This window comes from Microbacterium gubbeenense DSM 15944, from assembly GCF_000422745.1.
GTDB classification, from domain to species: Bacteria; Actinomycetota; Actinomycetes; order Actinomycetales; family Microbacteriaceae; genus Microbacterium; species Microbacterium gubbeenense.
Genome location: NZ_AUGQ01000010.1, coordinates 65,247 through 88,683, shown reverse-complemented (window position 1 = coordinate 88,683; position 23,437 = coordinate 65,247). Strand labels below are relative to the sequence as shown.

17 protein-coding genes are annotated in these 23,437 nt (G+C 70.2%); 10 read left to right on the top strand and 7 right to left on the bottom strand.

Annotated elements, in window-relative coordinates; all coding sequences use genetic code 11:
- Positions 1-272: 272 nt before the first annotated feature.
- On the bottom strand, positions 273-1,286 hold the full coding sequence (locus G510_RS0107995) for a LacI family DNA-binding transcriptional regulator (RefSeq protein ID WP_029153207.1): 1,014 nt from the start codon (positions 1,284-1,286) through the stop codon (positions 273-275).
- A gap of 109 nt (positions 1,287-1,395) precedes the next feature.
- Here G510_RS0107995 and G510_RS0107990 point away from each other — a divergent pair, with 109 nt between their 5' ends.
- Positions 1,396-3,384 (top strand): beta-galactosidase, encoded by a 1,989-nt coding sequence (locus G510_RS0107990; protein ID WP_029153206.1) that lies wholly within the window; start codon positions 1,396-1,398, stop codon positions 3,382-3,384.
- A gap of 13 nt (positions 3,385-3,397) precedes the next feature.
- Here G510_RS0107990 and G510_RS0107985 read toward each other — a convergent pair whose 3' ends face one another.
- Together G510_RS0107985 and G510_RS15985 are read right to left on the bottom strand one after the other, a co-directional pair.
- Positions 3,398-4,480: a substrate-binding domain-containing protein gene (locus G510_RS0107985; protein ID WP_029153205.1), complete on the bottom strand. Its 1,083-nt coding sequence runs from the start codon at positions 4,478-4,480 to the stop codon at positions 3,398-3,400.
- A complete protein-coding gene (locus G510_RS15985) occupies positions 4,477-6,351 on the bottom strand; it encodes a heparinase II/III domain-containing protein (protein WP_051216592.1) in 1,875 nt (624 codons plus the stop codon). The genes G510_RS0107985 and G510_RS15985 overlap by 4 nt, the downstream gene beginning before the upstream one ends.
- A gap of 100 nt (positions 6,352-6,451) precedes the next feature.
- On the opposite strand from G510_RS15985, the gene G510_RS0107975 reads away from it, so the two are divergent.
- From G510_RS0107975 to G510_RS15980, 6 genes are read left to right on the top strand one after another with little or no spacing between them, the layout of a single operon-like run.
- The gene (locus G510_RS0107975) at positions 6,452-8,323 is read left to right on the top strand and encodes a DUF2264 domain-containing protein (RefSeq protein ID WP_029153204.1); all 1,872 of its coding nucleotides are present in this window, start codon (positions 6,452-6,454) and stop codon (positions 8,321-8,323) included.
- 38 nt (positions 8,324-8,361) lie between these two features.
- The gene (locus G510_RS0107970) at positions 8,362-9,654 is read left to right on the top strand and encodes an extracellular solute-binding protein (protein ID WP_029153203.1); all 1,293 of its coding nucleotides are present in this window, start codon (positions 8,362-8,364) and stop codon (positions 9,652-9,654) included.
- Between the two features lie 49 nt (positions 9,655-9,703).
- Positions 9,704-10,621 (top strand): carbohydrate ABC transporter permease, encoded by a 918-nt coding sequence (locus G510_RS0107965; protein WP_029153202.1) that lies wholly within the window; start codon positions 9,704-9,706, stop codon positions 10,619-10,621.
- Positions 10,618-11,532, top strand: coding sequence for a carbohydrate ABC transporter permease (locus G510_RS0107960; RefSeq protein ID WP_029153201.1), 915 nt, complete (start codon positions 10,618-10,620; stop codon positions 11,530-11,532). The genes G510_RS0107965 and G510_RS0107960 overlap by 4 nt, the downstream gene beginning before the upstream one ends.
- Before the next feature lie 2 nt (positions 11,533-11,534).
- Complete coding sequence (locus G510_RS0107955) at positions 11,535-12,197, top strand: DUF624 domain-containing protein (protein WP_029153200.1); 663 nt, start codon at positions 11,535-11,537, stop codon at positions 12,195-12,197.
- 8 nt (positions 12,198-12,205) lie between these two features.
- On the top strand, positions 12,206-13,207 hold the full coding sequence (locus G510_RS15980; protein ID WP_036322437.1) for a hydroxyacid dehydrogenase: 1,002 nt from the start codon (positions 12,206-12,208) through the stop codon (positions 13,205-13,207).
- Positions 13,208-13,214: 7 nt separating this feature from the next.
- On the opposite strand, the gene G510_RS0107945 is transcribed toward G510_RS15980, so the two are convergent.
- The 3 genes from G510_RS0107945 to G510_RS0107935 all read right to left on the bottom strand — a co-directional run bounded on the left by G510_RS0107945 (position 13,215) and on the right by G510_RS0107935 (position 17,728).
- Positions 13,215-13,775, bottom strand: a complete 561-nt coding sequence (locus G510_RS0107945; protein ID WP_029153199.1) for a hypothetical protein — start codon at positions 13,773-13,775, stop codon at positions 13,215-13,217.
- 267 nt (positions 13,776-14,042) lie between these two features.
- Positions 14,043-15,638, bottom strand: a complete 1,596-nt coding sequence (murJ, locus tag G510_RS0107940) for a murein biosynthesis integral membrane protein MurJ (RefSeq protein WP_029153198.1) — start codon at positions 15,636-15,638, stop codon at positions 14,043-14,045.
- Positions 15,635-17,728, bottom strand: a complete 2,094-nt coding sequence (locus G510_RS0107935) for a DUF6049 family protein (RefSeq protein WP_029153197.1) — start codon at positions 17,726-17,728, stop codon at positions 15,635-15,637. The genes murJ and G510_RS0107935 overlap by 4 nt, the downstream gene beginning before the upstream one ends.
- Positions 17,729-17,910: 182 nt before the next feature.
- Between G510_RS0107935 and galT the strand changes: the two genes are divergently transcribed.
- Both galT and galK read left to right on the top strand, forming a co-directional pair.
- Positions 17,911-19,092 carry a galactose-1-phosphate uridylyltransferase gene (gene galT / locus G510_RS0107930; protein ID WP_036322435.1) on the top strand — a complete coding sequence of 394 codons (1,182 nt, stop codon included), beginning with the start codon at positions 17,911-17,913 and terminating at the stop codon, positions 19,090-19,092.
- Entirely contained in the window at positions 19,089-20,282 is a 1,194-nt protein-coding gene (gene galK / locus G510_RS0107925; RefSeq protein ID WP_029153195.1) for a galactokinase, read from the top strand. The genes galT and galK overlap by 4 nt, the downstream gene beginning before the upstream one ends.
- 66 nt (positions 20,283-20,348) lie before the next feature.
- Here the strand turns inward: galK and G510_RS0107920 are convergent, their stop codons facing one another.
- Entirely contained in the window at positions 20,349-21,866 is a 1,518-nt protein-coding gene (locus G510_RS0107920; protein ID WP_029153194.1) for a DUF7059 domain-containing protein, read from the bottom strand.
- A gap of 133 nt (positions 21,867-21,999) precedes the next feature.
- Here G510_RS0107920 and G510_RS0107915 point away from each other — a divergent pair, with 133 nt between their 5' ends.
- Complete coding sequence (locus G510_RS0107915; protein WP_029153193.1) at positions 22,000-23,427, top strand: CCA tRNA nucleotidyltransferase; 1,428 nt, start codon at positions 22,000-22,002, stop codon at positions 23,425-23,427.
- Positions 23,428-23,437 lie beyond the last annotated feature (10 nt).

The window sequence follows — 23,437 nt, the reverse complement described above, 5'->3', positions numbered from 1 at the left end:
CAGTGCCCGCTCGACTGGCGCGTTCCGCGCGCCGCATCACCCTGCACCTCCCCGAGGCCTGGCCATGGCACACCGCGTTCGCGCAACTGTTCACGGCCACGCACGCCCCACCACCGGCCGTGGCCACCTGACCATCGCCGCCGCAACGGCACGACCGAGGACCACGTGGACGACCGGGATGCAATGCCCGGAACTCACACCTGCCCTCGAGACATCACCGCCCGCTGATCATGCCAGCTGAGCCCACCCCAGGCTCATCGGTGGATCGAGGCTTAGTGCACCGGCGCCGTGCTGTCGCGCACGACGAGCGTCGTCGGGATGACGGCGAGCGGATCCACGGGGTCGCCGCGCGTGAGTGCGAGCGCCGCGCTGACGCAGAGCCGCCCGACCTCTCCGAACTCGTGGTGCACGCTCGTGAGCGGCGGCGCGTATCCCCGGCCGTCGTCGGTGCCGTCGAACCCCACGACGCTCACGTCGCCCGGCACGGTGCGGCCGGCCTCGCCCAGCGCGCGATACAGGCCGAGCGCCATCTGATCGTTCGCGCAGAACACGGCGGTCACGTCGGCGCGCGCGGCGAGGATCCGTCCCTGCTCGTAGCCCGACGACACGCTCCAGTCGCCGTGCAGTACGTCGGGAACAGCTCGCCCGCCGCGCGTGAGCGCCTCGCGCCAGCCGTCGATGCGGCGCCCCGCCGGGCGCGACGATCGCGGGCCGGAGATGTGCCACACCGTCTCGTGCCCGAGTCCTAACAGGTGTTCGGTCGCCTGGCGGGCGCCGCCCACCTGGTCGGTGTCGATGATGACGTCGGCGTCGGGTGCGGCGGGATCCATATAGACGACGGGCACCCCGGGCGGAAGCATCGCTGCGGCGTGGGCGAGCTGCGGCGCCTCGAGGTTCAGGATCAGCGCGTCGACGGCGAGTTCCTGCAGACGCGAGAACACCCGGTCGACCTCGGCCTGACGTGTCTCGTGAACCGGGATCAGCGTGGTCGCGTACCCCGCTTCCGCTGCGTGACGCGAGATCTCGTCGATCGTGCGCACGTCGCCGATCGACGAGAGCGTCTGCGAGAGCACCCCGATCGTGCGGAACGACCCGAGCTTCAGCGCGCGGGCCGCACTGTTCGGGCGGTAGCCGAGATCCGACATCGCCTGCAGCACGTGCCGCTTCGTCGATTCCTGCACCGTTCCCATACCGTTCGCGACGCGCGACACGGTTTGCGCGGACACGCCCGCGTGCGCGGCGACGTCGGCCATCGACACCTGTGCGGTGCGGGATGTGTGCGCCATGGGACAGAAGACCTTCTGCGTGAGGATGGTTGCTCGGTATACTTTAGCCCGGTATGTTTACGCAAACATCGGCGCTCATCGCCGCCGATGCTTCCCGAGAGGATCGTTCTTGCAGAACCACCGCTGGCTCCGCACGCCCGAAGGAACCGCGCCGCGCATCTCGTTCGGCGCTGACTACAACCCCGACCAGTGGCCGCGGGAGGTGTGGGACGAGGACGTGCGCCTCATGAAGGTTGCCGGCGTCGACGTGGTCTCGGTCGCGATCTTCTCGTGGGCGAAGCTGCAGCCCGGGCCCGACACCTGGGACTTCGCGTGGCTCGACGAGCTGATCGACCTGCTGCACGCGGACGGCATCGGCGTCGACCTCGCGACCGCCACCGCGTCCCCGCCGCCGTGGCTAACGATCGCCCACCCTGAGGTGCTGCCCGTCACCTCCGATGGTCGGGTGCTCTCGCAGGGCGGCCGCCAGCACTGGCGTCCGACCTCGCCCGTGTTCCGCGAGCACGCGCTGACGCTCGTCGAAAAGCTCGCCGAGCGCTACGGATCCCACCCCGGCGTCGTCGCGTGGCACGTCAACAATGAGCTGGGCTGCCACAACGCCTACGACTTCTCGGACGACGCCGCGCGCGCCTTCCGTGCGTGGCTCGAGGCGCGGTACGGATCCATTGCGGGCCTGAACCACGCGTGGGGCACGGCGTTCTGGTCGCAGGCCTACGGAGCCTTCGACGAGATCCTGCCCCCGCGGCTCGCGGCGAGCTACCCGAATCCGACGCAGCAGCTCGACTTCCTGCGTTTCTCGTCCGACGCCCTGATCGACCACCTCGTGGCCGAGCGCGAGGTTCTGAACCGCATCTCGCCCGATATCCCCGTCACGACGAACTTCATGGTCGTGGGCGGCACGAACCACGCCGACTACGCGAAGATGGCGGGCGAGATCGACTTCGTCTCGAACGACCACTACGTCGTCGAGGGGCGCGACGAGCTCGCGTTCTCGGCGGCGCTCACGAGCGGGTTCGCGCGGCACCGGCCGTGGTTCCTCATGGAGCACTCCACGAGCGCCGTGAACTGGCAGCCCGTGAACCGGCCGAAGCGGCCCGGCGAGCTGATCCGCGATTCGCTCACGCACGTCGCGCACGGCGCTGACGCGGTCTGCTATTTCCAGTGGCGCCAGTCGGCGGCCGGCGCCGAGAAGTTCCACTCGGCGATGGTGCCCCACGGGGGCGAGAACACGCGTGTGTTCCGCGATGTCGCGACGCTCGGCGGGATCCTGCAGGACCTCAGCGACGTCACCGGGTCGGATCGCGCGCCCGCCGACGTGGCGATCGTGTTCGACTGGGAGTCGTGGCGCGCTGCGGAGCTGGATTCGCACCCGAGCGAGAAGCTCGAGTACCGCCGCGAGGCACTCGCGTGGTGGACGGCCCTCATGAACGCCGGGATCCGCGTCGATGTCGTACCCGTCGGAACCCCGCTCGCCGGGTACGCGCTCGTGATCGCGCCTGTGCTCTACAGCGTGCCCACCGCGCTCAAGGAGTCGCTCGAGGCGTATGTCACGGGGGGCGGCCACCTCGTCACGACCTACTTCTCGGGCATCGCCGACGAGAACGACCACATCTGGTTGGGCGGATATCCGGGCGCCCTGCGCGAGCTGCTCGGCATTCGGGTCGAGGAGTTCCGTCCGCTGTGGGAGGGCGAGGAGGTCGCCCTCTCGAACGGCACCACGGGATCCCTGTGGAGCGAGCCCGTGGACGTCGTCTCGGACGATGTCGAGGTGCTCGTTCGGTACGAGAACGAGGGGGAGCTGGATGTCGCCGTGACGCGTCGTCCGGTCGGATCCGGGTCGGCCGCGTACGTGTCCACGCGCCTCGGGGTCGAGGGGATCGGGGCCCTGCTGTCGACGCTCCTCGACGGCGCGGGCGTCGTCTCGGAGCTGCCGGAGGCGATCCGGGGATCCGTCGAGCTGGTCTCGCGCCAGGGCGCCAACGGCCGGTTCGACTTCCTCATCAACCGCACGGACGACGAGGTCGCGCTCGGCGAGGGCGACTACCTCTACGGCGGTCCGACCCTCTCCGCCCGCGGCGTCGCCGTGCGTCGGGCGTAGGGGGCGGAGGGACTCAGCGGGGCGGGGCCGTCGAGTCTCGCACGTGCAGCGACGGGTTCAGGATCACGCGGTGCGCCGGGCGATTCGGATGCGCGATGCGCGCCAGCAGAAGGTCGAGGGCCGCGCGTCCGATTCCGGCGCGCGGCGGCGACACCGCGGTCAGGGCCGGGGTGAACAGCTCGGCGACCTCGTCGTCGTACGCGATCACCGAGAGGTCGCCCGGCACCTGGAGCCCCCGCGCGAGCGCGAGATCGACGATCGCCATCGCCTCGCGATCCGAGTGCACGAGCAGCGCCGTCACCCCCGCCGTCAGCACGGCGTCGAGCACGCCGTCGACGCTCTTCGAGAACTTCGGATCCCCGCGGTCCGGCAGAACGCGCTCGACGTGCTCCGCCGGGGTGAGGCCGAGCTCTCGGCACGCCGTCGTCCAGCCCGCGATGACTTTGCGAGACGTGGGGGAGTTGCGCGAGATCAGCAGCCCCACCTTGCGGTGGCCGAGCTGTGCCAGGTGGCGCGCGGCGAGCACAGCGCCGAGCGCGTGATCCGTCGTCACGGATTCGACGGGCTCGCCGTCCGGGCGGGAGACGGCGTCGCGCTCGGCGAGCACGAACGGCACGCCGGAGGCGACGAGCCAGTCGATGACCTCCGGCGAGAACTCGGTGTCGGTGTTCGGTGCGACGATGAGCCCGGCCAGCTCGGTCTGCTCGATCATGCGCCGGAGCGCCGGCCGCTCGTCCTGCAGCTCGTACGACGCGCCGCGCAGCAGCACCGACATGCCGCGCTTCTGCGCGTCGGCCTCGACCGCGCGCACGATGTTCGGCCAGTAGAAATCGAGCGACGGTACGAGCATGCCGATCGTGGCCGATCCCGTGGCCGATGCGCGCGGCGGCATTCCCCCGGCGGGCGGCACCGCGCCGCCGTGCACGCGGACGAGCAGGCCCTCCTGCTCGAGCTGCTGCAGGTCGCGGCGCAGCGTCACCGGGGTGACGCCGAACTCCTCCTGCAGCTGCGAGATGCGCACGGATCCCGACCGCGCCAGCGCGTCGAGGATGAGGTCCCGCCGCGAGGCGGCCAGGGGGCTCGTCTGATCGGTCATCGGCGCTCCTTCATCGGTTCATTGTGGCGCACCCGCACGCTGATCTCGGTGCGGTCCGACACATCGATCGAGAGGCGCGTGAGGTGCTCGCCCCACACGTGCGAGAGCATCGGATCCTCGAGGAGCTGTTCCTCCAGGGTCGCGGGCGCGTCCGGATCCCAGGTGAGAGCCACGGGGGCCGCGCCGCTGAGCGGCACGACGCGGGCGGATCCGCTCGTGAGCGTCACCTCGCCCGCCAGCACGAATCGCACCTCGGTCGGCTCGTCGCCGTCCTCGTCGAAGCGCCAGGCGTCGTCGATGAGGACATCATCGCCGTCGAGGGAGACGGTGCGGCGCCACTCGGCGAGGGCGGGCACGTCGTACGCCCCGGCCAGGTCCATCGAGATCTCGCGGTCGCCGGCCACCACGTCGCGCGCGGCGAAGCGCTCGCCCGCCGGCTGCCCCGCCCCCCGGACGAAGGGCACGCCGTGCCACTGGCTCTGCATGGGCCAGAGGTCGTACCGGTCGGGGCCGAAGGTGCGCGCGTCGTAGGTCGGGCGGCCCGCGTCGACCACGACGGGCACGCCGTCGGAGGCGACGATCACGGATCCGACGTCGTTGTGGTTATGGCTCTCGTCATTGTGCCCGCCCTTCGCGGCGAACGCCAGGCCTGCGGCGGATCCGGTTGCGCCCCGCACGATGAGCATCTCCGTCGACGGCAGCCAGGTGCGCTCGGGCAGCGGATCCGCGCCCGGGCCGGCCGCGAGCCAGTCGGCATCCGCGATTCCGCGCGCGACGCGGCCGAGGCCCTCGGACTCCGCGACCGCGCTCATCGATGGATCCCGGTGGAGCGCCGCGAAGGATGCCGCCGTCTCGTCGCCGATGCGGCGCGCGGCGCGGTGCAGGGCGTGCCAGGGCTGCGGATCCCGCTGGAGCGCTTGGCCGTCGGCCGCGTTCACGAACCACTTCTCGCCGAGGTGCATGCGGTGCGGGAACGCGATCGTCTCGCGCACCGCCGCGATCTCGCCCGTCGCGTCCAGCCCCGTCGCGTGGGCGATGAGGTCGAGAGCCTCGACCAGCCGGCAGGCCCCGTTCCACCAGTACGCGTAGCCCTCGTCGATCGCGCCGTCCTCAGGTAGCGAGGCGACGTAGAGGTCCATCCCCTCGATCGCGAGCGACACCACCCGGGCGCGCTCGTCGCCGTCGAGGAACTGCAGGGCGGCGGCGATCACGTTGCCGTGGATCCACGGGTTCCAGTTGTTCACGCGGCCGCCGAAGTCGATCCAGCGCCAGTCGCGGCGCGCGACGAACGGATCGAGCACCCGCACCCGCGCCTCGTGCGCGAGGCGCGCGCGGAAGCCCGGATAGCGGGCCTCGACGACGTCGCCGGCGATGTGATCGAGCCAGGCGAGTTGTCCGACCGCCTCACCCGCGCCGAGGTCGACGTACGGATCCGTGACCGTCGCGAGCACGGATCCGTGGCGCGCGCGGGTGTCGTCGTGAGCCGGCCAGCACCAGGACGACTGCTCTGAGAGCATGATCGCGCCGTCGAGCGTCTCGTCGATCCAGCGATCCTCGCCCGTCCCGGACGCGAGCACGGCGACGCGGGTTAGGCGGTGCTGCCGCGCGAAGGCGGGGTGCTCCCACGAAATGCGGTCGCCGTCGAGATGGAAGCGGGCCGCGTCGTGCGCGCGCGGCTGCGGCCAGGGCGTCTCGAGCTCGGCCTCGGCCCGCGCGCGGAACGCGGCGATAGTCGCGGGATCCGCATTCTCGAGCGCGACGTCCGGGAGCCCGCCGCTCAGGCGCGCGGCGATCTCGTCATCGATGCGTGCGGTCTGGACCCGAGCGAGCGCGGCGAGCGCGTGGGTCAGGGGTCCTCGAGCGTCCGTCATACAATCGATCATAAGTGATCATGACGGATCAGAAAAGTGTTTGTTCGACCGATTTTGATTGCTACGATCCTGGATGACATCGAATTCGAAGGGGAATCCCGTGAGCACTGCACCCGCCGACTGGACGCGCGCCGACTGGGCCGCGTTCGCCGACCGCGTGCTCTCCGGCGCCATGGCGTTCGCCTCGCCGGGCCGCGGCCGCATCACGCCGCCGGGCGCCGAGGGCGGGTACGGCCGCGACATCGACGGCCTCGAGGGCTTCGCGCGCACCTTCCTGCTCGCGGGATTCCGCATCGCGGGCGAGCGCGGGGTCGGCGTCGATCACCTCATCGAGTTCTTCTCCGACGGCATTCGCACGGGCGTCGATCCCGAGGCGCCGGATCGCTGGGTGCGGCTCGAGGAGCACGCCCAGGCGAAGGTCGAGGCCGCCTCGCTCGCTCTGATCTTGGACATGACGCGGCCCTGGATCTGGGACCGCCTCGACGCGCTCACCCAGGAGCGCGTGATCGGCTATCTCGCGCCCGCCGTCGGCGATGACACCTACCCGCGCACCAACTGGCTGTGGTTCCGTCTCGTCGTGCAGACGTTCCTCCGGTCGGTCGGCGGTCCCTGGTCGCCGGCCGACGTCGAGGCGGACCTCGCCCTGCACGACTCGTTCGGCCGCGAGGGCGGCTGGATGTCGGACGGGGACGAGCGCAGCTACGACCACTACGTCGGCTGGGCGCTGCACCTGTATCCCGTGCTCTGGGCGCGCATGACCGGGGCGAGCGAGCTCGCCGGCGGCCGCACCGAGAACGACGTCGCGGCGCTCGACCGCTACCTGCAGGACGCGATCCACCTCGTGGGCGCAGACGGATCCCCGCTCATCCAGGGACGCAGCCTCATCTACCGCTTCGCCGCCGCCGCGCCGTTCTGGATCGGCGCGATCGCCGAGGTTCCGTCGCTGTCGGCCGGCGCGCTGCGTCATGCCGCGAACCGCATCGTGTCGCACTTCGATGATCACGGCGTGCTCGACGACGACCTGCTGACGATCGGCTGGCACCACGAATGGCGCCCGCTCGCCCAGTCGTACTCCGGCCCCGGATCGCCCTACTGGGCATCCAAGGGCCTGATCGGGCTCGCCCTTCCCGCCGACCACCCCGTGTGGCAGGCGCCCTCCGAGCCGCTGCCGGCCGAGCGCGGCGACTTCGCTCGTGCGATCGCAGCTCCGGGGTGGGCCGTCACCTCGGGCGACGGCATCGTGCGCATCGCGAACCACGGCACCGACCACGCGACGGCCGGATCCCTCGTCGCCGACTCGCCGCTCTACGCCCGGCTCGGATACTCCACCGCGACGAGCCCGCTCCTCGACGAGCGCGGATGGCGCGAGCCGCTCGAGCAGTCGGTCGCCCTGATCGCCGACGGCACGGCAACGCACCGCGCCGCGATGGAGCTGATCGGCGTCGGAACGATCGGCGACGCGGCCGTCGGATCCTCCACCTGGCGCGCCCACACGATCGCGTTCGGAGACGACCAGGTCCGCCACGGATCCGGCCTCGTCGGCGACGCGACTGTCGTCGCGCAGGTCACGGCGTGCTCGATCGCTCGCGGCGCCCACGAGATCCGTCTCGTGCGCGTCGACGGCGCACCGGACGGCACGCGGATCCGCTGGGGCGGCTGGCCGATCGTCGGCGCGACCGTCGCGGCCGACGGATCCGCCGTCACGTCCGCGGGCCTGACCAGCCGGATCCGTCCCCTCGGGTTCGACGCCGAGTCGCGCGTCGAGCACCGCACAGACGCGAGCCCCTTCGGTCCGGACGCCGCGGTGCCGGTCCTCGAGGCGCCCGTGTCAGACGCCCGCTGGCTGGCCGTCGACATCGTGCTGACGACGGGATCCCCCGCCGACGCGCGCGTCGACATCGACGGCGAGGCGGCAACCGTCACCTGGCCCGACGGCGCGACCACAACCGTTCCCCTCCCCCGCATCCCCTGAAGTACCTTTCACCCTTGCAGCGAAGGAGCAGCATCCTCATGAAACGCATCATCATCGCCACGGCCGGCATCGCCGTCGGCGCTCTCGCCCTCGCCGGTTGTTCGTCCGGCGGCAACTCGTCCGGCGACGGCGTCGCGGAAGACGGATCCCTCACCCTCACCCTGTCGGGCTGGAGCGTCGACACGACGCCCGAGTTCCAGCTTCTCGCCGACGCGTATCACGAGAAGAATCCCGACGTGACAGTCGAGATCACCGACTACGACCCGACCGACTACAACACCCTCGTGACGGCCGATCTCGCCGCAGGCAAGGGCCCGGACATCATCACGCAGAAGGAGGTCAAGTACGTCACGACCTTCCAGGAGGGCGGGCAGCTGCTCGACGTCTCCGACGTGGAGCTTCCGGAGGGCATCGGCGGCGTCGAGTCGTACGAGGTCGACGGCACGGCGTACGCGGTGCCCTACCGCCAGGACTCGTGGGTGCTCTACTACAACCAGGCGCTCTTCGACCAGGCCGGTGTCGACTATCCCGACGGCTCGTGGACGTGGGACGACTACGACGCGGCCGCCGAGGAGCTCACCTCGGCGCTCGACGGGGCCAAGGGCACGTTCCAGCACAGCTGGCAGTCGACCCTGCAGGGCTTTGCGAACTCGCAGAACGACGCCGACATCCTCGCCGGCGACTACGGGTACATGAAGCCGTACTACGAGCGCGTGCTCGCCCTGCAGGACGGCGGCGCGCAGGAGTCGTTCAACACCGTCACCGCGAACCAGCTCACCTACCAGGGCGAGTTCGGCAAGCAGAAGGCGGCCATGCTGCCGATGGGCTCGTGGTTCGTCGCGACCCTCATCGCGCAGCAGTCGGCGGGCGAGGCCGATGACTTCGAGTGGGGCATCGCGCCGATTCCGCAGCTCGACGACTCGACCACGGGAACCGACGCCACCCCCGTGACGTTCGGCGACCCGACCGGCTTCGGCATCAACGCCAACATCAACGAGGACAAGGTCGACGCCGCGAAGGACTTCCTCGCCTTCGCCGCGAGCGAAGAGGCCGCCACCGACCTCGCTGAGATCGGCATCACGCCGGCGCTGCTCACGGATCCCGTCGTCGAGGCGTACTTCGCCGTCGAAGGATCCCCGCAGGACGAGCTGTCGTCGTTCGCCGTGCAGACGCACGAGACGCGTCCGGAGAACCCGACGTCGAACAAGACGGCTGCCGTTCAGAACATTCTGAACGACATGCACTCCGCAATTCTGTCCGAGTCGCAGGGCGTCGACGACGCCATCTCGGAGGCCGAGGAGCGCGTCGCCAACGAGGTCGGACTCGACTGACCGATTCCCGGGCCCCGCGAGGGGCCCGGGTCCCCCTTCGAGGAGCACTATGACCAGTACCGCGACGCCGCAGCGCGCCTCGCGCAGGCGATCCAGACTTCGCACGCGCAACACCCTGCTCGGGTGGAGCTTCATCCTGCCGAACTTCCTCGGCTTCGCCACGCTCACGCTCGTGCCCGTGATCGTGCTGTTCTACATGTCGCTGACGAACTGGAACATCTTCGGATCGTCGCAGTTCATCGGATTCGACAACTTCGTGCGCCTGGCCGGCGACGGCAGCTTCCGCACGGCGTTCGTGAACACGATCTACTACTCGGTGCTGCACATCCCGCTCACGATCATCGTGTCGCTCGGTCTGGCGCTGCTGCTGAACAACAAGATCCGTGGTGTCGCGTTCTTCCGCACGGCCGCGTTCTTCCCGTACATCACGTCGATCGTCGCGATCGCGCTCGTGTGGAACCTGCTGTTCAGCCCCGACTACGGCCCGATCAACGAGATCCTGCGGTTCTTCGGCATCTCGAACCCGCCCGGGTGGCTCACCTCGGCAGACTGGTCGATGCCCGCGGTCGTCATCATCAGCACGTGGAAGGACATGGGCTACTACATGGTCCTGTTCCTCGCGGCGCTGCAGACCGTGCCGCGCGAGCTGCACGAGGCGGCGCGCATGGACGGCGCGAACGTGTTCCAGCGGTTCACCAACGTGACCCTGCCGAGCCTGCGCCCCACGATGTTCTTCGTCACGGTGATGCTGACCATCAACTCCCTGAAGATCTTCGACCTGATTCTCGTGCTCACCGACGGCGGCCCCGGCCAGTCGACGACCGTGATCAGCCAGTTCATCTACCGCAAGGGCTTCGAGGAGAACGACTTCGGATACGCCTCGGCGGCGTCCGTGGTGCTGTTCTTCCTCTGCATCATCGTCACGATCGTGCAGTTCGCGTGGAACCAGAGGAAGAGTGCACGATGAGCGAGACGATGAACCTGGTCGCCCCCGAGTCGCGTCGCGCTCGGAGCTCCGTCGAACCCGGCCACCGCCCCCGTCCGGCCGGATCCCGCGGCCGCTCGGTCGGTCGCGCGATCCTCTACATCGTGCTGATCGTCGCGGCCGCGGCCATGCTCACGCCGTTCTTCTGGATGGTGATGAGCTCGCTCAAGGACGCGAACTCGGTGTTCTCCGTGCCGGTGAAGTGGCTGCCCGAGGTGTTCGTGTGGCAGAACTACGTCGACATCTGGACGCGCAGCGACATCGGCGTGTGGATCCGCAACTCGCTGATCCTCTCGGTCGCCGTGACGGCGCTGCAGGTCATCACGGGATCCTTCGCCGCGTACGGCTTCTCGCGCATCCGGTTCCCCGGTCGCAACGCGCTGTTCCTGCTGTACGTCGGAACGATCGCGGTGCCGTGGCAGTCGTACATGATCCCGCAGTTCATCCTGCTGTCGAACGCGGGGCTCGCGAACACCCTCTGGTCGATCATGCTGCTGCAGGCGTTCGGCGCGTTCGGCGTGTTCCTCATGAAGCAGTTCTACGAGACCGTGCCCGAGGAGCTCTCCGAGGCCGCGCGCCTCGACGGCCTCAGCGAGTACGGCATCTGGTGGCGCATCATGATGCCGCTGTCGGTGCCCGCGATCGCCAGCCTGTCGCTGCTGACGTTCGTGAACACCTGGAACGACTACCTCGGGCCGCTCATCTACCTGCGCGACCCCGAGCTCTGGACGCTGCAGCTCGGACTCAAGAACTTCGTCTCGAGCCTGTACGACACCGACTACGGCGTGCTGTTCGCGGGGCTGACGATCTCGGTCGTGCCGATCGCGATCATCTTCCTGCTCGGCCAGCGGTTCTTCGTCGAGGGCGTCGCGACCAGCGGACTGAAGGGCTGATCATGAAGCGCATCCCGCACAGCGTGTACTCGACGCTCTTCGGCGTCGTGCACCTCGCGCTCGGCGTGAACATCGCGCTCGCGATCGTCGCGCTCCCCCTCATCGTGCTGCTCGTGACGACGGATCCGTCGCTGTCGTGGCCGCTCCTGGCGCTCGCCGCGGTCCCCACCGGCATGGGGATCGCGGCCGCGTTCGGCACGTTCCGCGCGCACGCGGACGGCGAGCAGTCCGTGATCCGCACGTTCTTCCGGCAGCTCGGATCCCTGTGGCGCCGGTCGCTCGTGCTCTCGGCCATCGTCGTGGCGATCGCCGTGGTCGCCGCCGTCGACGTCTTCGTGCTCGTTCCCACCGGCGTCGGGGCGATCTTCGCGCCCCTCCTCGTCGTGATCGCGCTGCTCGCCGTCGGCGCGGGCATCGTCGGCATGGTCGCGCTGACCGAGGATCCCCGCGCGCGGATCGCAGACGTGCTGCGGATCTCGCTCATCATCTGCGTGCGGCGCTGGCCGTTCACGCTCGTCTCGTTCGCGGCGATCGCCGTGCAGGCGGCCGTGATCGTCCAGGCGCCCGCGCTCGGCATCGGACTGACCTCCGCCGCCTGTCTCTACGTCGTGTGGGCGGGCGCGCGCTACGCGCTTCGCCCCGCGCTGCGACCCGTCTCCTCGTGAGGATTCCCATGACATCGTCCCCGCGCGTGCTGAGCGCCGTCGGATCCGGCGCGTTCGCGCCCGCATCCGAAGCCCACCTCGCCCGCGAGCTCGCCGCGCACGGCGATCTGATCGCGACGATCGACGAGTTCGACTCTGCAGCGTCGCGCGCGGCGCTCGCCGAGGCCGAGGTGCTCGTGACGGGCTGGCGCACGCCGCGCGTCGATGCGGCGGTCCTCGACGCCGCGCCGCGGCTGAAGTGGATCCTGCACGTCGCGGGATCCGTCAAGGAGAACCTGGACGACGCCGTGTGGGAGCGCGGCATCACGGTCAGCTCGGCCGTCGATGCGAACGCTGAGCCGGTCGCCGAGTTCACCCTTGCCGCGATCATCTTCGCGAACAAACGGGTGCTCCAGATCTCTCGCGAGTACCGCGCGCGGCGCGAGCTGATCGACCAGGCGAGCCTCGGTGTGGTGGGCGGGTACCGGCGGCGCGTCGGGATCGTCGGCGCATCGCGCATCGGACGCCGCGTGGTCGAGCTGCTGAAGCCCTTCGACCTCGAGGTCGTGCTGTACGACCCGACGCTGTCGGCGGATCAGGTCGCCTCCCTCGGCGCCCGTGCCGTCACGCTCGAGGAGCTGTGCGCGACGAGCGACGTGGTCTCGCTGCACGCGCCGTCGCTGCCGTCGACGAACAAGATGATCTCGGCCGAGCTGATCGCGACGATCCCCGCCGGATCCGCGCTGATCAACACCTCGCGCGGCGACGTCGTCGATCAGGATGCGCTGACCGAGCGCGTGCTGCGCGGCGACCTGCACGTGATCCTCGACGTCACCATTCCGTGGGCGCTGCCGAGGGAGCATCCCCTCTTCGACCACCCGAACGCGCTTCTCACGCCGCACATCGCGGGATCCGTCGGCACCGAGGTCGATCGCATGATCGACCAGCAGGTCTCGGAGCTCGACCGCATCGCGCGGGGCGAGGACCTCGCCCACCCGGTGCTGTTCGAATCGCTCGTGACCGCCGCGTAGGGCGGGGTCAGCGCTGGGCCAGGAGCGCGGATCCGTCGGGGGAGAAGTCTTTCAGGTCGCCTTCGAGCGTCGCGCCGAGGAGGGGCCAGACGACGTCGCCGGAGCTCGCCACGATCGCAAACCCCTGCGGCGACGTCAGCACATACAGCGGTTCGCCGGTCGGTCGCCCGGCATCTGGATTCTGAAGCTCCTGGTCGACACCCGTTTGCGCACTTCCGTCCCACGCGGGCTCGATGTAGGCCATCACCTGTGCGCCGAGCGGCAGCGCATCGGCATACTCGGAAGCGTTCCTGTCCCCTGGATTGTTGAGCTCCACGTAGACGGAGTCAAGTGTCTGCACCTCGCTCCCGGAGAACACCTGATCCGGCGCGATCTCGACGACGATGCTGTGCGACAGCACGTCATCGGTTCCGACCACGGTCGCCACCCGACCCTCTGACACGGAGCGAATAGTTCCCACCACTTCCGCCTCCGAGATCTCCGCGAGGTCGGGCCCCGTTTCGACGGCGTCGTAGTCGGAGCTGATTCCAGCGAATGCTGCGAGAACATTGTCGGCGTCTGGCGTCACTGTGGCACGCGCGGTCTGGTCGCCGTCCGATGACGCACCGGGAGACGACGTCGAGCACCCGCTGAGGAGAGCGCAAGCTCCCGCAGCTGCAGCGAACACGAGGAAGGTTCTCGTACGCACGGTGTGCCTCCTGGTCAGTACGCGTCGGCTCGATGCCAAGCGGAAAAAGCCGGGAACTGATGGGCGAATAATATCAGGATCCTGATCTGCCCGAAAGAGCGCTCAAGTAGCCGAAGCGTGTTCGGCTAGTAGTCGCGCCCTAGCCGGTCAGCGGCGCAGCAGGCGGCGGCGGATCTGGCCGGTGAATGCCTTGAGCTCGGGCGAGCGCAGGACCGCGAGGGCGACGGCGTAGACCACCACGGCGGCGGCGCCGATGGCGAGGCAGCCCACGAAGCCCATGAGCTTCGAGGTCGTCATCCACCCGTCGATGCCGCCCGTGAGCAGGTAGATCCCGTAGCCGGCGGCGCCCGCGGGGATCGCGGCGACGACGAAGCGCAGGTACGCGATGCCGGTGCGGGCGAAGCCGAGGGATCCGATTCTGCGGCGCAGCAGGATCCACGCGACGATCAGCTGGATTGCGCTCGAGATCGACTGCGAGAGCGCGACGCCCGCCGTCAGGAACTCGGTATCGAGCAGCGCCTGCGCGAGGAGTGCCCCGCCGATGGCGAGGGCGGCCTGGAACACGGTGAAGAAGAACGGCGTGCGGGTGTCTCCGTACGCGTAGAACGTGCGCTGCAGGATGAACAGGGCCGCCATCGGCACGAGTGCGGCGACGAACGCCGAGAGCACGGGCGCCATCGCCGACGCGGTCTCGGGCGAGTTCGCGAACACGCGCGCCAGGGGGATTGCGGCGGCCAGCACGGTCGCCGACGCGATCACGACGAGGAGGCCGAGCACGCGCATCGACTGGCCGATGTCCGAGCGGACCTCCGCGTGGCGGCCCGCGGCGGCATGCTCGCTGAGCTGCGTGAAGTACGGGGTGCCGATGCTCATGACGATGAGCGAGTACGGCAGCATGAAGACGAGCCAGGAGTTGAACCAGATCGTCGACGAGGCGTCGTCGCCGGATGCCGTCGTGATCACGTGCTGCTGCACGGATGAGACCACGAGACCGACGAGCAGCATGCCGACGCTCCAGCCGGCGAGGTTCTTGATCTCGCCGAGCCCGATGCCGCGCCACCCGAAGTCGGGGCGGAGCTTGAGGCCGGTCTTGCGCCAGAAGATCGCGAGCGTGATGGTCTGCGCGAGGATCCCGAGCGTCGCGGTGCCGGCGATCACGGCGATCTTCACGGGATCCCATCCCTCGATCGCGTTCTGCTCGGATCCGAACAGCCACATGAAGACGCAGAAGCCCACGATCGAGACGATGTTGTTCGTGATCGGCGCCCACGCGTACGGGGCGAACACGCGGCGCGCGTTGAGCGTCTCGCCGATGAGCGCGAACATGCCGTAGAAGAACACCTGCGGCAGGCACCAGTACGCGAACGCGACGGCGAGGTCGTACTGCGCGGGCTCGGGGAAGTCGGAGAAGGCCGAGACGAGCAGCGGAGCTGCCACCATCGCGACGGCCGTCACGGCCAGCAGCACCACGGTGCCGAGCGTGAACAGCTTCGAGATCAGGCGCTGCCCGCCGTCTTCGGCCTGTGACCACTTGACGATCTGCGGCACGAGCACGGCCGTGAGCACGCCCGTCGAGATCACCTGGAACACGTAGTTCGGCAGCTGGTTCGCGGTTGTGAAGGCGTCGGCGGCGTGGCCAGTGGCACCGAGCGTCGTGACGAGCACGAGGCTGCGGAGCAGTCCCGTCACCCGCGATGCCAGCGTGCCCGCCGCGATCATCGCGCTCGAACGGCCGAGGCTCATGCGCTCTCACCTCGTATGTCGTCATCGGAATGTGATTCGACGCGCTCGCGCTTCCGGCGCCGTACCTGACGGAAGATGCCGGATCCGAAGAGGCCGGCGACGATGAGGGCAAGGGCGACGACCGCGATCCGCTCCCAATCGGCGCGCACCGTGACGGCCACGTCGCGCGTCGGGCCGATCCGCTCCCCCGTCGCCGACTGCAGCGTGTAGTGCACCGTGACGTCGCCGCTGCCGACGCGCGCCTCGATCGGGATGCTCGCGCGGGTGACGCTGTCGGGATTCGCGACGATCTCGGTGCGCCGATCGATCGACAGGCGCGGATCATCGGGAGTCGCGATGACCGTGACCTTCGCCTCGTACGGCAGGTCATTGCGGATCCACACGGGCATGGGCGCCTCGGCGCTGAGCAGCTGAACGGGCTGCTGCAGCTCCTGGATATCGATCGCCACAGCGCGGTCGGCGTTGAGCGCGACGAAGTCTTCGGCCCGCGTCAGCCATCCCTCCGGGTTCGTCGCCCAGGACACGGACAGGAGGCGCTGCGCCTCCGCGCGCACCTGGCCGAGGAAGTGGTCGGGCCGCGCGAGGGCGGTCGCGATGTGCGCGAGGCCCGGCTCGGCGGCGCGGTAGTCGACCACAGCCTGTTCGCGGAGCGGGTCCTCCGTCGTTGCGGCCACCCCGACGTGGCCCGATCCCGCCGCGAGCACGTCGTCGAGGCCGACGTGTGATGTGGAGGGCGTGTCGAGCGCGGCGTGGATCGCCTCGTCGAGACCCTCCGCCGACAGGTCGAGCTCGCCGTCGACGATCTCCGTGCCGGCGTCGTCCGTCGTCAGGTCGTCGGATCCCATGCGGTCGAGGGCGAGCAGCAGCGGCCCGCCGCTCTGCTCGGCCGCGAGCCAGATCTCGGCCTTCGCGACGGTCAGCGCCCGGGCACGGGTCGGCGCGTCGCTCATCCGCGCCGCGTCGAGCAGCGCGTCTGAGAGCGCGTCGTCGTACGCGAGCGCATCATCGCCGAGCACGGCGGATCCGTCGTCGGTCGCCGAGGCGGGCACCAGCACGCGAGCCGCGGAGCCGCCGACGAGAGTGGACACCGTGTCGTCGGTCGCGGATCCGGGCGACGGCCAGTACACCGTGGGCGCGGCATCGTCGCCGATGCGCGTGAGCGAGGAGAGTGTGATCGGATCGTCGGAGGCGTCGATCGTGGCCTGCTCGAGCGCGAAGCCCAGGTGGGTGGGTGCGAGCGGGGCGTCGAGGCCCGCGGCGATCTGGGGCGAGACGTCGGCGTCGGCGAACTGCAGCGCGAAGCGATCGTTCTCGAGCGACATCAAGCGTTCGAGCCAGGCGCGGGCGGTCGCGGGCGCCGCGGATCCCAGAACCCGGATGGAGGCCGGGATCGACGGGTCGATCGCGAGGACCGCGGCTGTGCCGTCGACGGCGTCGAGCTGCGCCGTCAGCAGGCCGTCGGCGCCCGTGAGGGTGCCGAGCGTGGACGCCGAGTACAGGCCGGCGACGGCCACCGGACCCGTGATCGGCACGACCATGGCCACGGAGGCCGGGGAGTCGCCCGTGACGATGACGATGCTGCGCGTCGTGATCGGCGCAGTCGCGCCGCCGTATGCGGCGGACACCGGATATACGCCCGACGGAATATTCTCTGTCGGCACGGGGGCCGAGACGCTGGACGATTCGCCGGGCGCGATCTCTTCGACCGGAATCGACGCGATCTCCGTGCGGGCGGTGCCGCCGGATCCGTCGAGCCACGCCTCGATCGCCTCATTGTCGGCGAGGGCGTCGCCGATCGACACTCGCAGGTCGGATGCCCGGAAGTCGGCATCGGTCGTGTTCGCGACCGTGGCCGCGGCGTCGAACGCCGATCCGGTCACGACGCCATCGTCTCCGAGCGCCAGGGCGAGGGGCGGCGCCTCGTCATCCTGCTGCTCGGCGCTGGCGACGGTCGCCGGCACGGGGCCCGGTTCTGCCGCGGCGGCGGGCGTCGGCAGCCCGCACACGACGAGCACCGCGCACACGGCGGCGATCGCGGCGGCGCGGAAGCGCGCCCGGCCGCGCGGCGAGAAGATCAGCAGAGAGTCCATAGAACGACGGCCGCGGATACGGTGCGGCCGATTGCGATTCTACGGTCGGATGCCTGAGCGGTCCGGGAACCGATAACGATTCGCTCGTGCGCCCCGTCGTTCCGAGTTGGAACGGGCCTGCTCGATAGGATGGATCTCTGTACTCACGAACCCCCCCGTTCTCGTGCAAGGAAAGCCAGGGAATGCCCCAATCTGCGGTCGATCAGTCCACCGATTCCGCGACCGAGCTCATGGCCGGTGTCGTCAAGCGCCCCTCGCGGCTCGCTGACGGCCGCGAACTGATCTATTTCGACGACCCCGACACGACGCTGCCCCCCGAGCGCCGGGCCGACGAGCGCGACCTCGCGCCCCGCCCGGACACCGCCGAGATGCGCCGCGACGTGCTCACGGGCGACTGGATCACGGTGGCCGCCAACCGACAGAACCGCGCGATGCTGCCGCCCGCGGAGCTCGATCCCCTCGCCCCGCAGAGCGCGACGAACCCGTCCGAGGTGCCCAGCCTGTACGACGTGGCGGTCTTCGAGAACAAGTCGCCCGCGCTCGGCCCGGCGCTCGCCCGCGCCACGGGCGACGTGCCCGCCGGGGCAGACGCGCCGCAGGGCGCCGACGACCTCACCGGCCCGGGCCTCGGCCGCTCCCGCACGGCGATCGGCCGGTGCGAGGTCGTGTGCTTCAGCCCCGAGCGCACCGGAAGCTTCGGAACGCAGACCCTCACGCGCGCCCGCACCGTGATCGAGGCGTGGGCCGACCGCACGGCGGCCCTGTCAGCGCTTCCGGGTGTCGAGCAGGTGTTCCCGTTCGAGAATCGCGGCGAGCAGATCGGCGTGACGCTGCACCACCCCCACGGCCAGATCTACTCGTACCCCTACGTGACCCCGCGCACGACCGGCCTGCTGCAGCAGATCGAGCGCGAGGGATCCGACCTGTTCCAGCGCATCGTCGACTTCGAGCAGGCGGGGCCGCGCGTCGTGCTCGAGGCCGAGCACTGGCTCGCGTACGTGCCGTTCGCCGCGCGCTGGCCCGTCGAGGTGCACCTCGCGCCGCGCCGCCACGCCGCCGACTTCACGGAGCTGACGGGTGACGAGCGCGACGAGCTCGCGAGCGCCTATCTGCGGATCCTGCGCGGCGTCGACAACCTGTACGACACGCCCACGCCCTACATCGCGGCCTGGCACCAGGCGCCCGTGAACGTGGGGCGCGACAGCGTGCGCATGCACCTGCAGCTCACGTCGCCGCGCCGCGCGGCCGACAAGCTGAAGTTCCTCGCCGGATCCGAGGCTGCGATGGGCGCCTGGACGGCCGAGATCCCGCCGGAGGCCGCTGCCGAGCGACTGCGCGCCGCGATCAGCGAGGTGCGCGTATGAACCCCACCGCACAGGTCGCGTCGAACCTCTTCTCCGAGCTCACGGGGTCGTCCCCCGAGAGCGTGTGGTCGGCTCCTGGGCGCGCGAACCTCATCGGCGAGCACACCGACTACAACGAGGGCTTCGTGCTGCCGTTCGCGATCGAGCACCGCACGTACGCCGCGGTCGGGCGGCGCGACGACGGCATCATCCGTGTCGTGTCGACGTTCGACCGCACGCCGGTCGAGGTCGCCATCGTCGAACTGTCCGCGCTGTTCGGCGGCGCTGCGGGCGAGGCGGTGCAGAGCGGATCCGTGCCCGAGTGGGCCGCATACCCGCTCGGCGTCGCGTGGGCCGCGCTGGCGCGCGGGTCCTACCCCGGCGTCCCCGGCGTCGACATCGCGATCGCCTCGGATGTGCCGATCGGGGCCGGCCTGTCGTCGTCGGCCGCGATCGAAGGGGCGACCGCTGCCGCGCTCGATGAGCTGTGGGGCCTCGACCTGACGCTGCTCGATATGGCCAAGATCGGGCGCACTGCCGAGAACCAGGCGGTCGGTGCGCCGACCGGCATCATGGATCAGGTCTCGTCGATCATGGGCGAGTACGACTCCGCCACGTTCCTCGACTGCCGCTCGCTCGAGACGCAGGCGGTCGATCTCGGCTTCGCGAACGAGCACCTCAGTGTGCTCGTCATCGACACCCGGGTGAAGCACTCCCACTCGACCGGCGGGTACGGCGAGCGCCGGGCGTCCTGCGAGCTCGGGGCGCGCACGCTGGGCGTTCCGGCGCTGCGCGACGTCACGGTCGGCGACCTCGAGCGGGCGAAGAGCGTGCTCGACGACGTCACCTTCCGGCGGGTCGCCCACATCGTCACCGAGAACCAGCGCGTGCTCGACACGGTCGACACCCTTCGCGCCGAGGGTCCGCGCGGAATCGGCGGGCTGCTCGTCGCCTCGCACGTGTCGATGCGGGATGACTTCGAGATCTCGGTTCCCGAGCTCGACACGGCGGTGTCGGCCGCGCTCGATGCCGGAGCGATCGGCGCCCGCATGACGGGCGGCGGATTCGGCGGCGCCGCGATCGCGGTCGTCGAGAACGACCGCCTAGACGAGACGAAGCAGCAGGTGTCGAGCGCGTTCGCGGCTGCAGACTACGCGGAGCCGAACCAATTCACGGTCACGCCCTCCCACGGAGTCCTGCGCGACGCCTGACCACCATGTCTCAGTCGGTGCTGCTTTGAGCTGGTCGTTCCCGTTCGAGGTCGGACGCGGTGTGGGTCAGAGGCTCAGGAAGGCGTCGTCGATGAGGGCGCGCACGGCGGGGAGCACCGAACCGCGCAGTGCCGTCTCGTCGACCTCGAGCAGCTGCGCGAGCGCATCGATGATCTGACCGACCGTGAGCTCGCCGTCGCTCGCCCCGACCAGGCCCGCGAGGGCCGGATCCGCCTGCACCGACCGCCCGAAGCCGCCGCCCTGGCGCAGCTCGATCACCGTCGGGTTCTCGGCGCCCGGCAGGTAGTGGCGCGTTTCCGTCACGTCGGGCGCGGTGACGAGGATGCGCTCGCTCAGCTCGTCGTCGCTCAGCGCGGCCTGCGCGTCGTGGGCCGCGAGCGCCGCGGCGAGATGGGATCCGAGGGCGCCCTCGGACGGAATCGGCTGCGCGACCCGCTCGTATCGCGCGAGGGTCGGATCCGCCGCCGCGCGCCGCAGCAGCACGTAGCCGAAGCCGATTCCGCTCACCCCGCGCGCCGCGAAATCATCGAGCCAGGCGGTGAGGAGGCGGTCGTGCGCGGGTGACCCGGGCGCGGTGCCGCCGTCGCGGATCCACATCTCGGCGTACTCCGTCGGGTTCAGGCTCTCGCGCTCGATCACCCAGGCGTCGAGCGCGACCGGCGAGGCCTCGACCCACGCCCGGAAGCGGTCGAGGCCCGATACGCCGTCCTTCGTCTCCCAATTGGCGAGGAACTGCGCCGTGCCGCCGGGAACCAGGTGCTGCCCCGCGCCCGCGACCACGCTCTCGACGAGGGCATCGCCGACGAGGCCGCCGTCACGATACTCGTACGCGGGTACGCCCTGGGCGCGGGGAGTGATCACGAACGGCGGGTTCGACACGATGCGGTCGAACCTCTCGCCGGCGACCGGGTCGAACAGGGATCCCTCGCGCACGTCGATGCCCGAGATGCCCGCCAGCGCGGCGTTCATGCGCGTGAAGGCGAGCGCGCGCTCGGAGATATCGGTGGCGACGACGCGGTCGGCGTAGCGCCGCGCCCGCAGCGCCTGCACGCCGCACCCGGTGCCGAGATCGAGTACGGATCCGGCTTCTGTCGGCAGCTGCAGGCCGGCGAGGGTGAGTGAGGCGCCGCCGACGCCGAGCACGTGATCCTCCGCGAGAGGGCCGCCGCCGGTCGCGATCTCGTCGAGGTCGGCGGCGACGATCCACTCGCCCGGGCCGCGGTCGTCGTGGAACGACTGGGGCCGCACGATGGCGATCGGCGTGACGGTGACGCCGTCGATCCGGGCGAGCCCGAGGGCGGCAAGTCCCGCGGATCCCAGCCGCGGCAGCGCGACATCGACGTGCGAGACGGGCTGCGCGACGCCGAAGATCAGCAGGCGAGCGAGAACGGCCTGCGGATCCGTCGCGTCCCCGAGGCCGCGCAGCGCGGGTGTGCGCAGCGTGCGGCCGATCGCGTCGTCGGCCTCGACGCCCCACCGGGCGCGCAGCGGCTCGGATCGGAACTTCGCGGCGGCGAGGTCGGCGGCGAGGTGGCGACAGAGGTCGGGATCGGGGTTCAGCACTCCCCCATTCTCGCGCCTCGCCGATGCAGGACGACGGCACTCGCGTGCGGAACCCTGTGCGCCGGTGTGCCGCGGTGCGGATGTCGATCGCACGGGACACGGTGCCCTCAGCCACCACCACTACCCTGGAATCATGCTCAACATGGCCGCCGGACTCGCACGCCTCGGTGACCTCGCGCACTCCCCCGTCGTCTCGGCCCTCGCCGACGCGTTCCGAAGCGCCGGTCGCGATCTCGCCGTCGTCGGCGGGCCCGTGCGCGACGCGCTGCTCGGCCGCGATACCCACGACCTCGACTTCACGACCGACGCCCGGCCCGACGAGATCCTGAGGATCGTGACGCCGATCTCGTCGACGCAGTGGGACATCGGCCGAGCCTTCGGCACCATCGGCGCGCGGATCCGCGGCGAGCAGGTCGAGATCACGACCTACCGCGCCGACAGCTACGACGGCACGACCCGCAAGCCCGTCGTGGCGTTCGGCGACAGCCTCGAGGGCGACCTCACGCGCCGCGACTTCAGCGTCAACGCGATGGCGCTGCGCGTGCCGAGCGTGCAGCTCGTGGATCCGACCGGCGGCGTCGAGGATCTCGTCGCCGGCACCCTGCGCACGCCGATCGATCCGACGGTCAGTTTCGGCGATGACCCCCTGCGCATGCTGCGCGCGGCCCGATTCGCGTCGCAGCTCGGGTTCGACCTCGAGGCCGCGACGCTCGCGGCGATCAGCGAGCTGCGCGGCACGCTGTCGATCGTGAGCCCCGAGCGCATCCAGTCGGAGCTGATCCGCACGCTGCAGACCGGCGACCCGGTGCGCGGGATCCGCGTGATGGTCGACACGGGCCTGGCCGAGGAGTTCCTGCCCGAGGTATCGGCACTGCGGCTCGAGGTCGACGAGCACCATCACCACAAGGACGTCTACGAGCACTCCCTCACGGTGCTGCGCCAGGCGATCGAGCTCGAGCAGACGCGCAGTCCGGGCGCGGATCCCGACGTCGCACTGCGCATCGCCGCGCTGCTGCACGACATCGGCAAGCCGCGCACGCGCAAGCTCGAACAGGGCGGCGCCGTGACGTTCCATCATCACGACGTCGTCGGATCGCGCATGGCGAAGAAGCGCCTGCAGGCGCTGAAGTTCGACACGGCGACGACCGGATCCGTGGGCAAGCTCATCGAGCTGCACCTGCGCTTCTTCGGCTACGCCGAGGGCGCGTGGACCGACTCGGCCGTGCGCCGGTACGTGCGCGACGCGGGCGACGAGCTCGAGCGCCTGCACATCCTCACCCGCGCCGACGTCACCACCCGCAACCAGCGGAAGGCGCGACGTCTCGCCGGGGCGTACGACGACATCGAAGATCGCATCGCTCAGCTGCGCGAGCAGGAGGAGGTCGACGCGATCCGGCCCGATCTCGACGGAAACCAGATCCAGCAGATCCTCCAGATCACGCCGGGTCCCGCGGTCGGACGCGCCTACAAGTTCCTCATGGAGCTGCGCCTCGACGAGGGCCCCCTCGGAGCCGAGGAGGCCGAAGCGCGCCTCGTGGCGTGGTGGGCCGAGCAGAACTGACCTCCGGGTA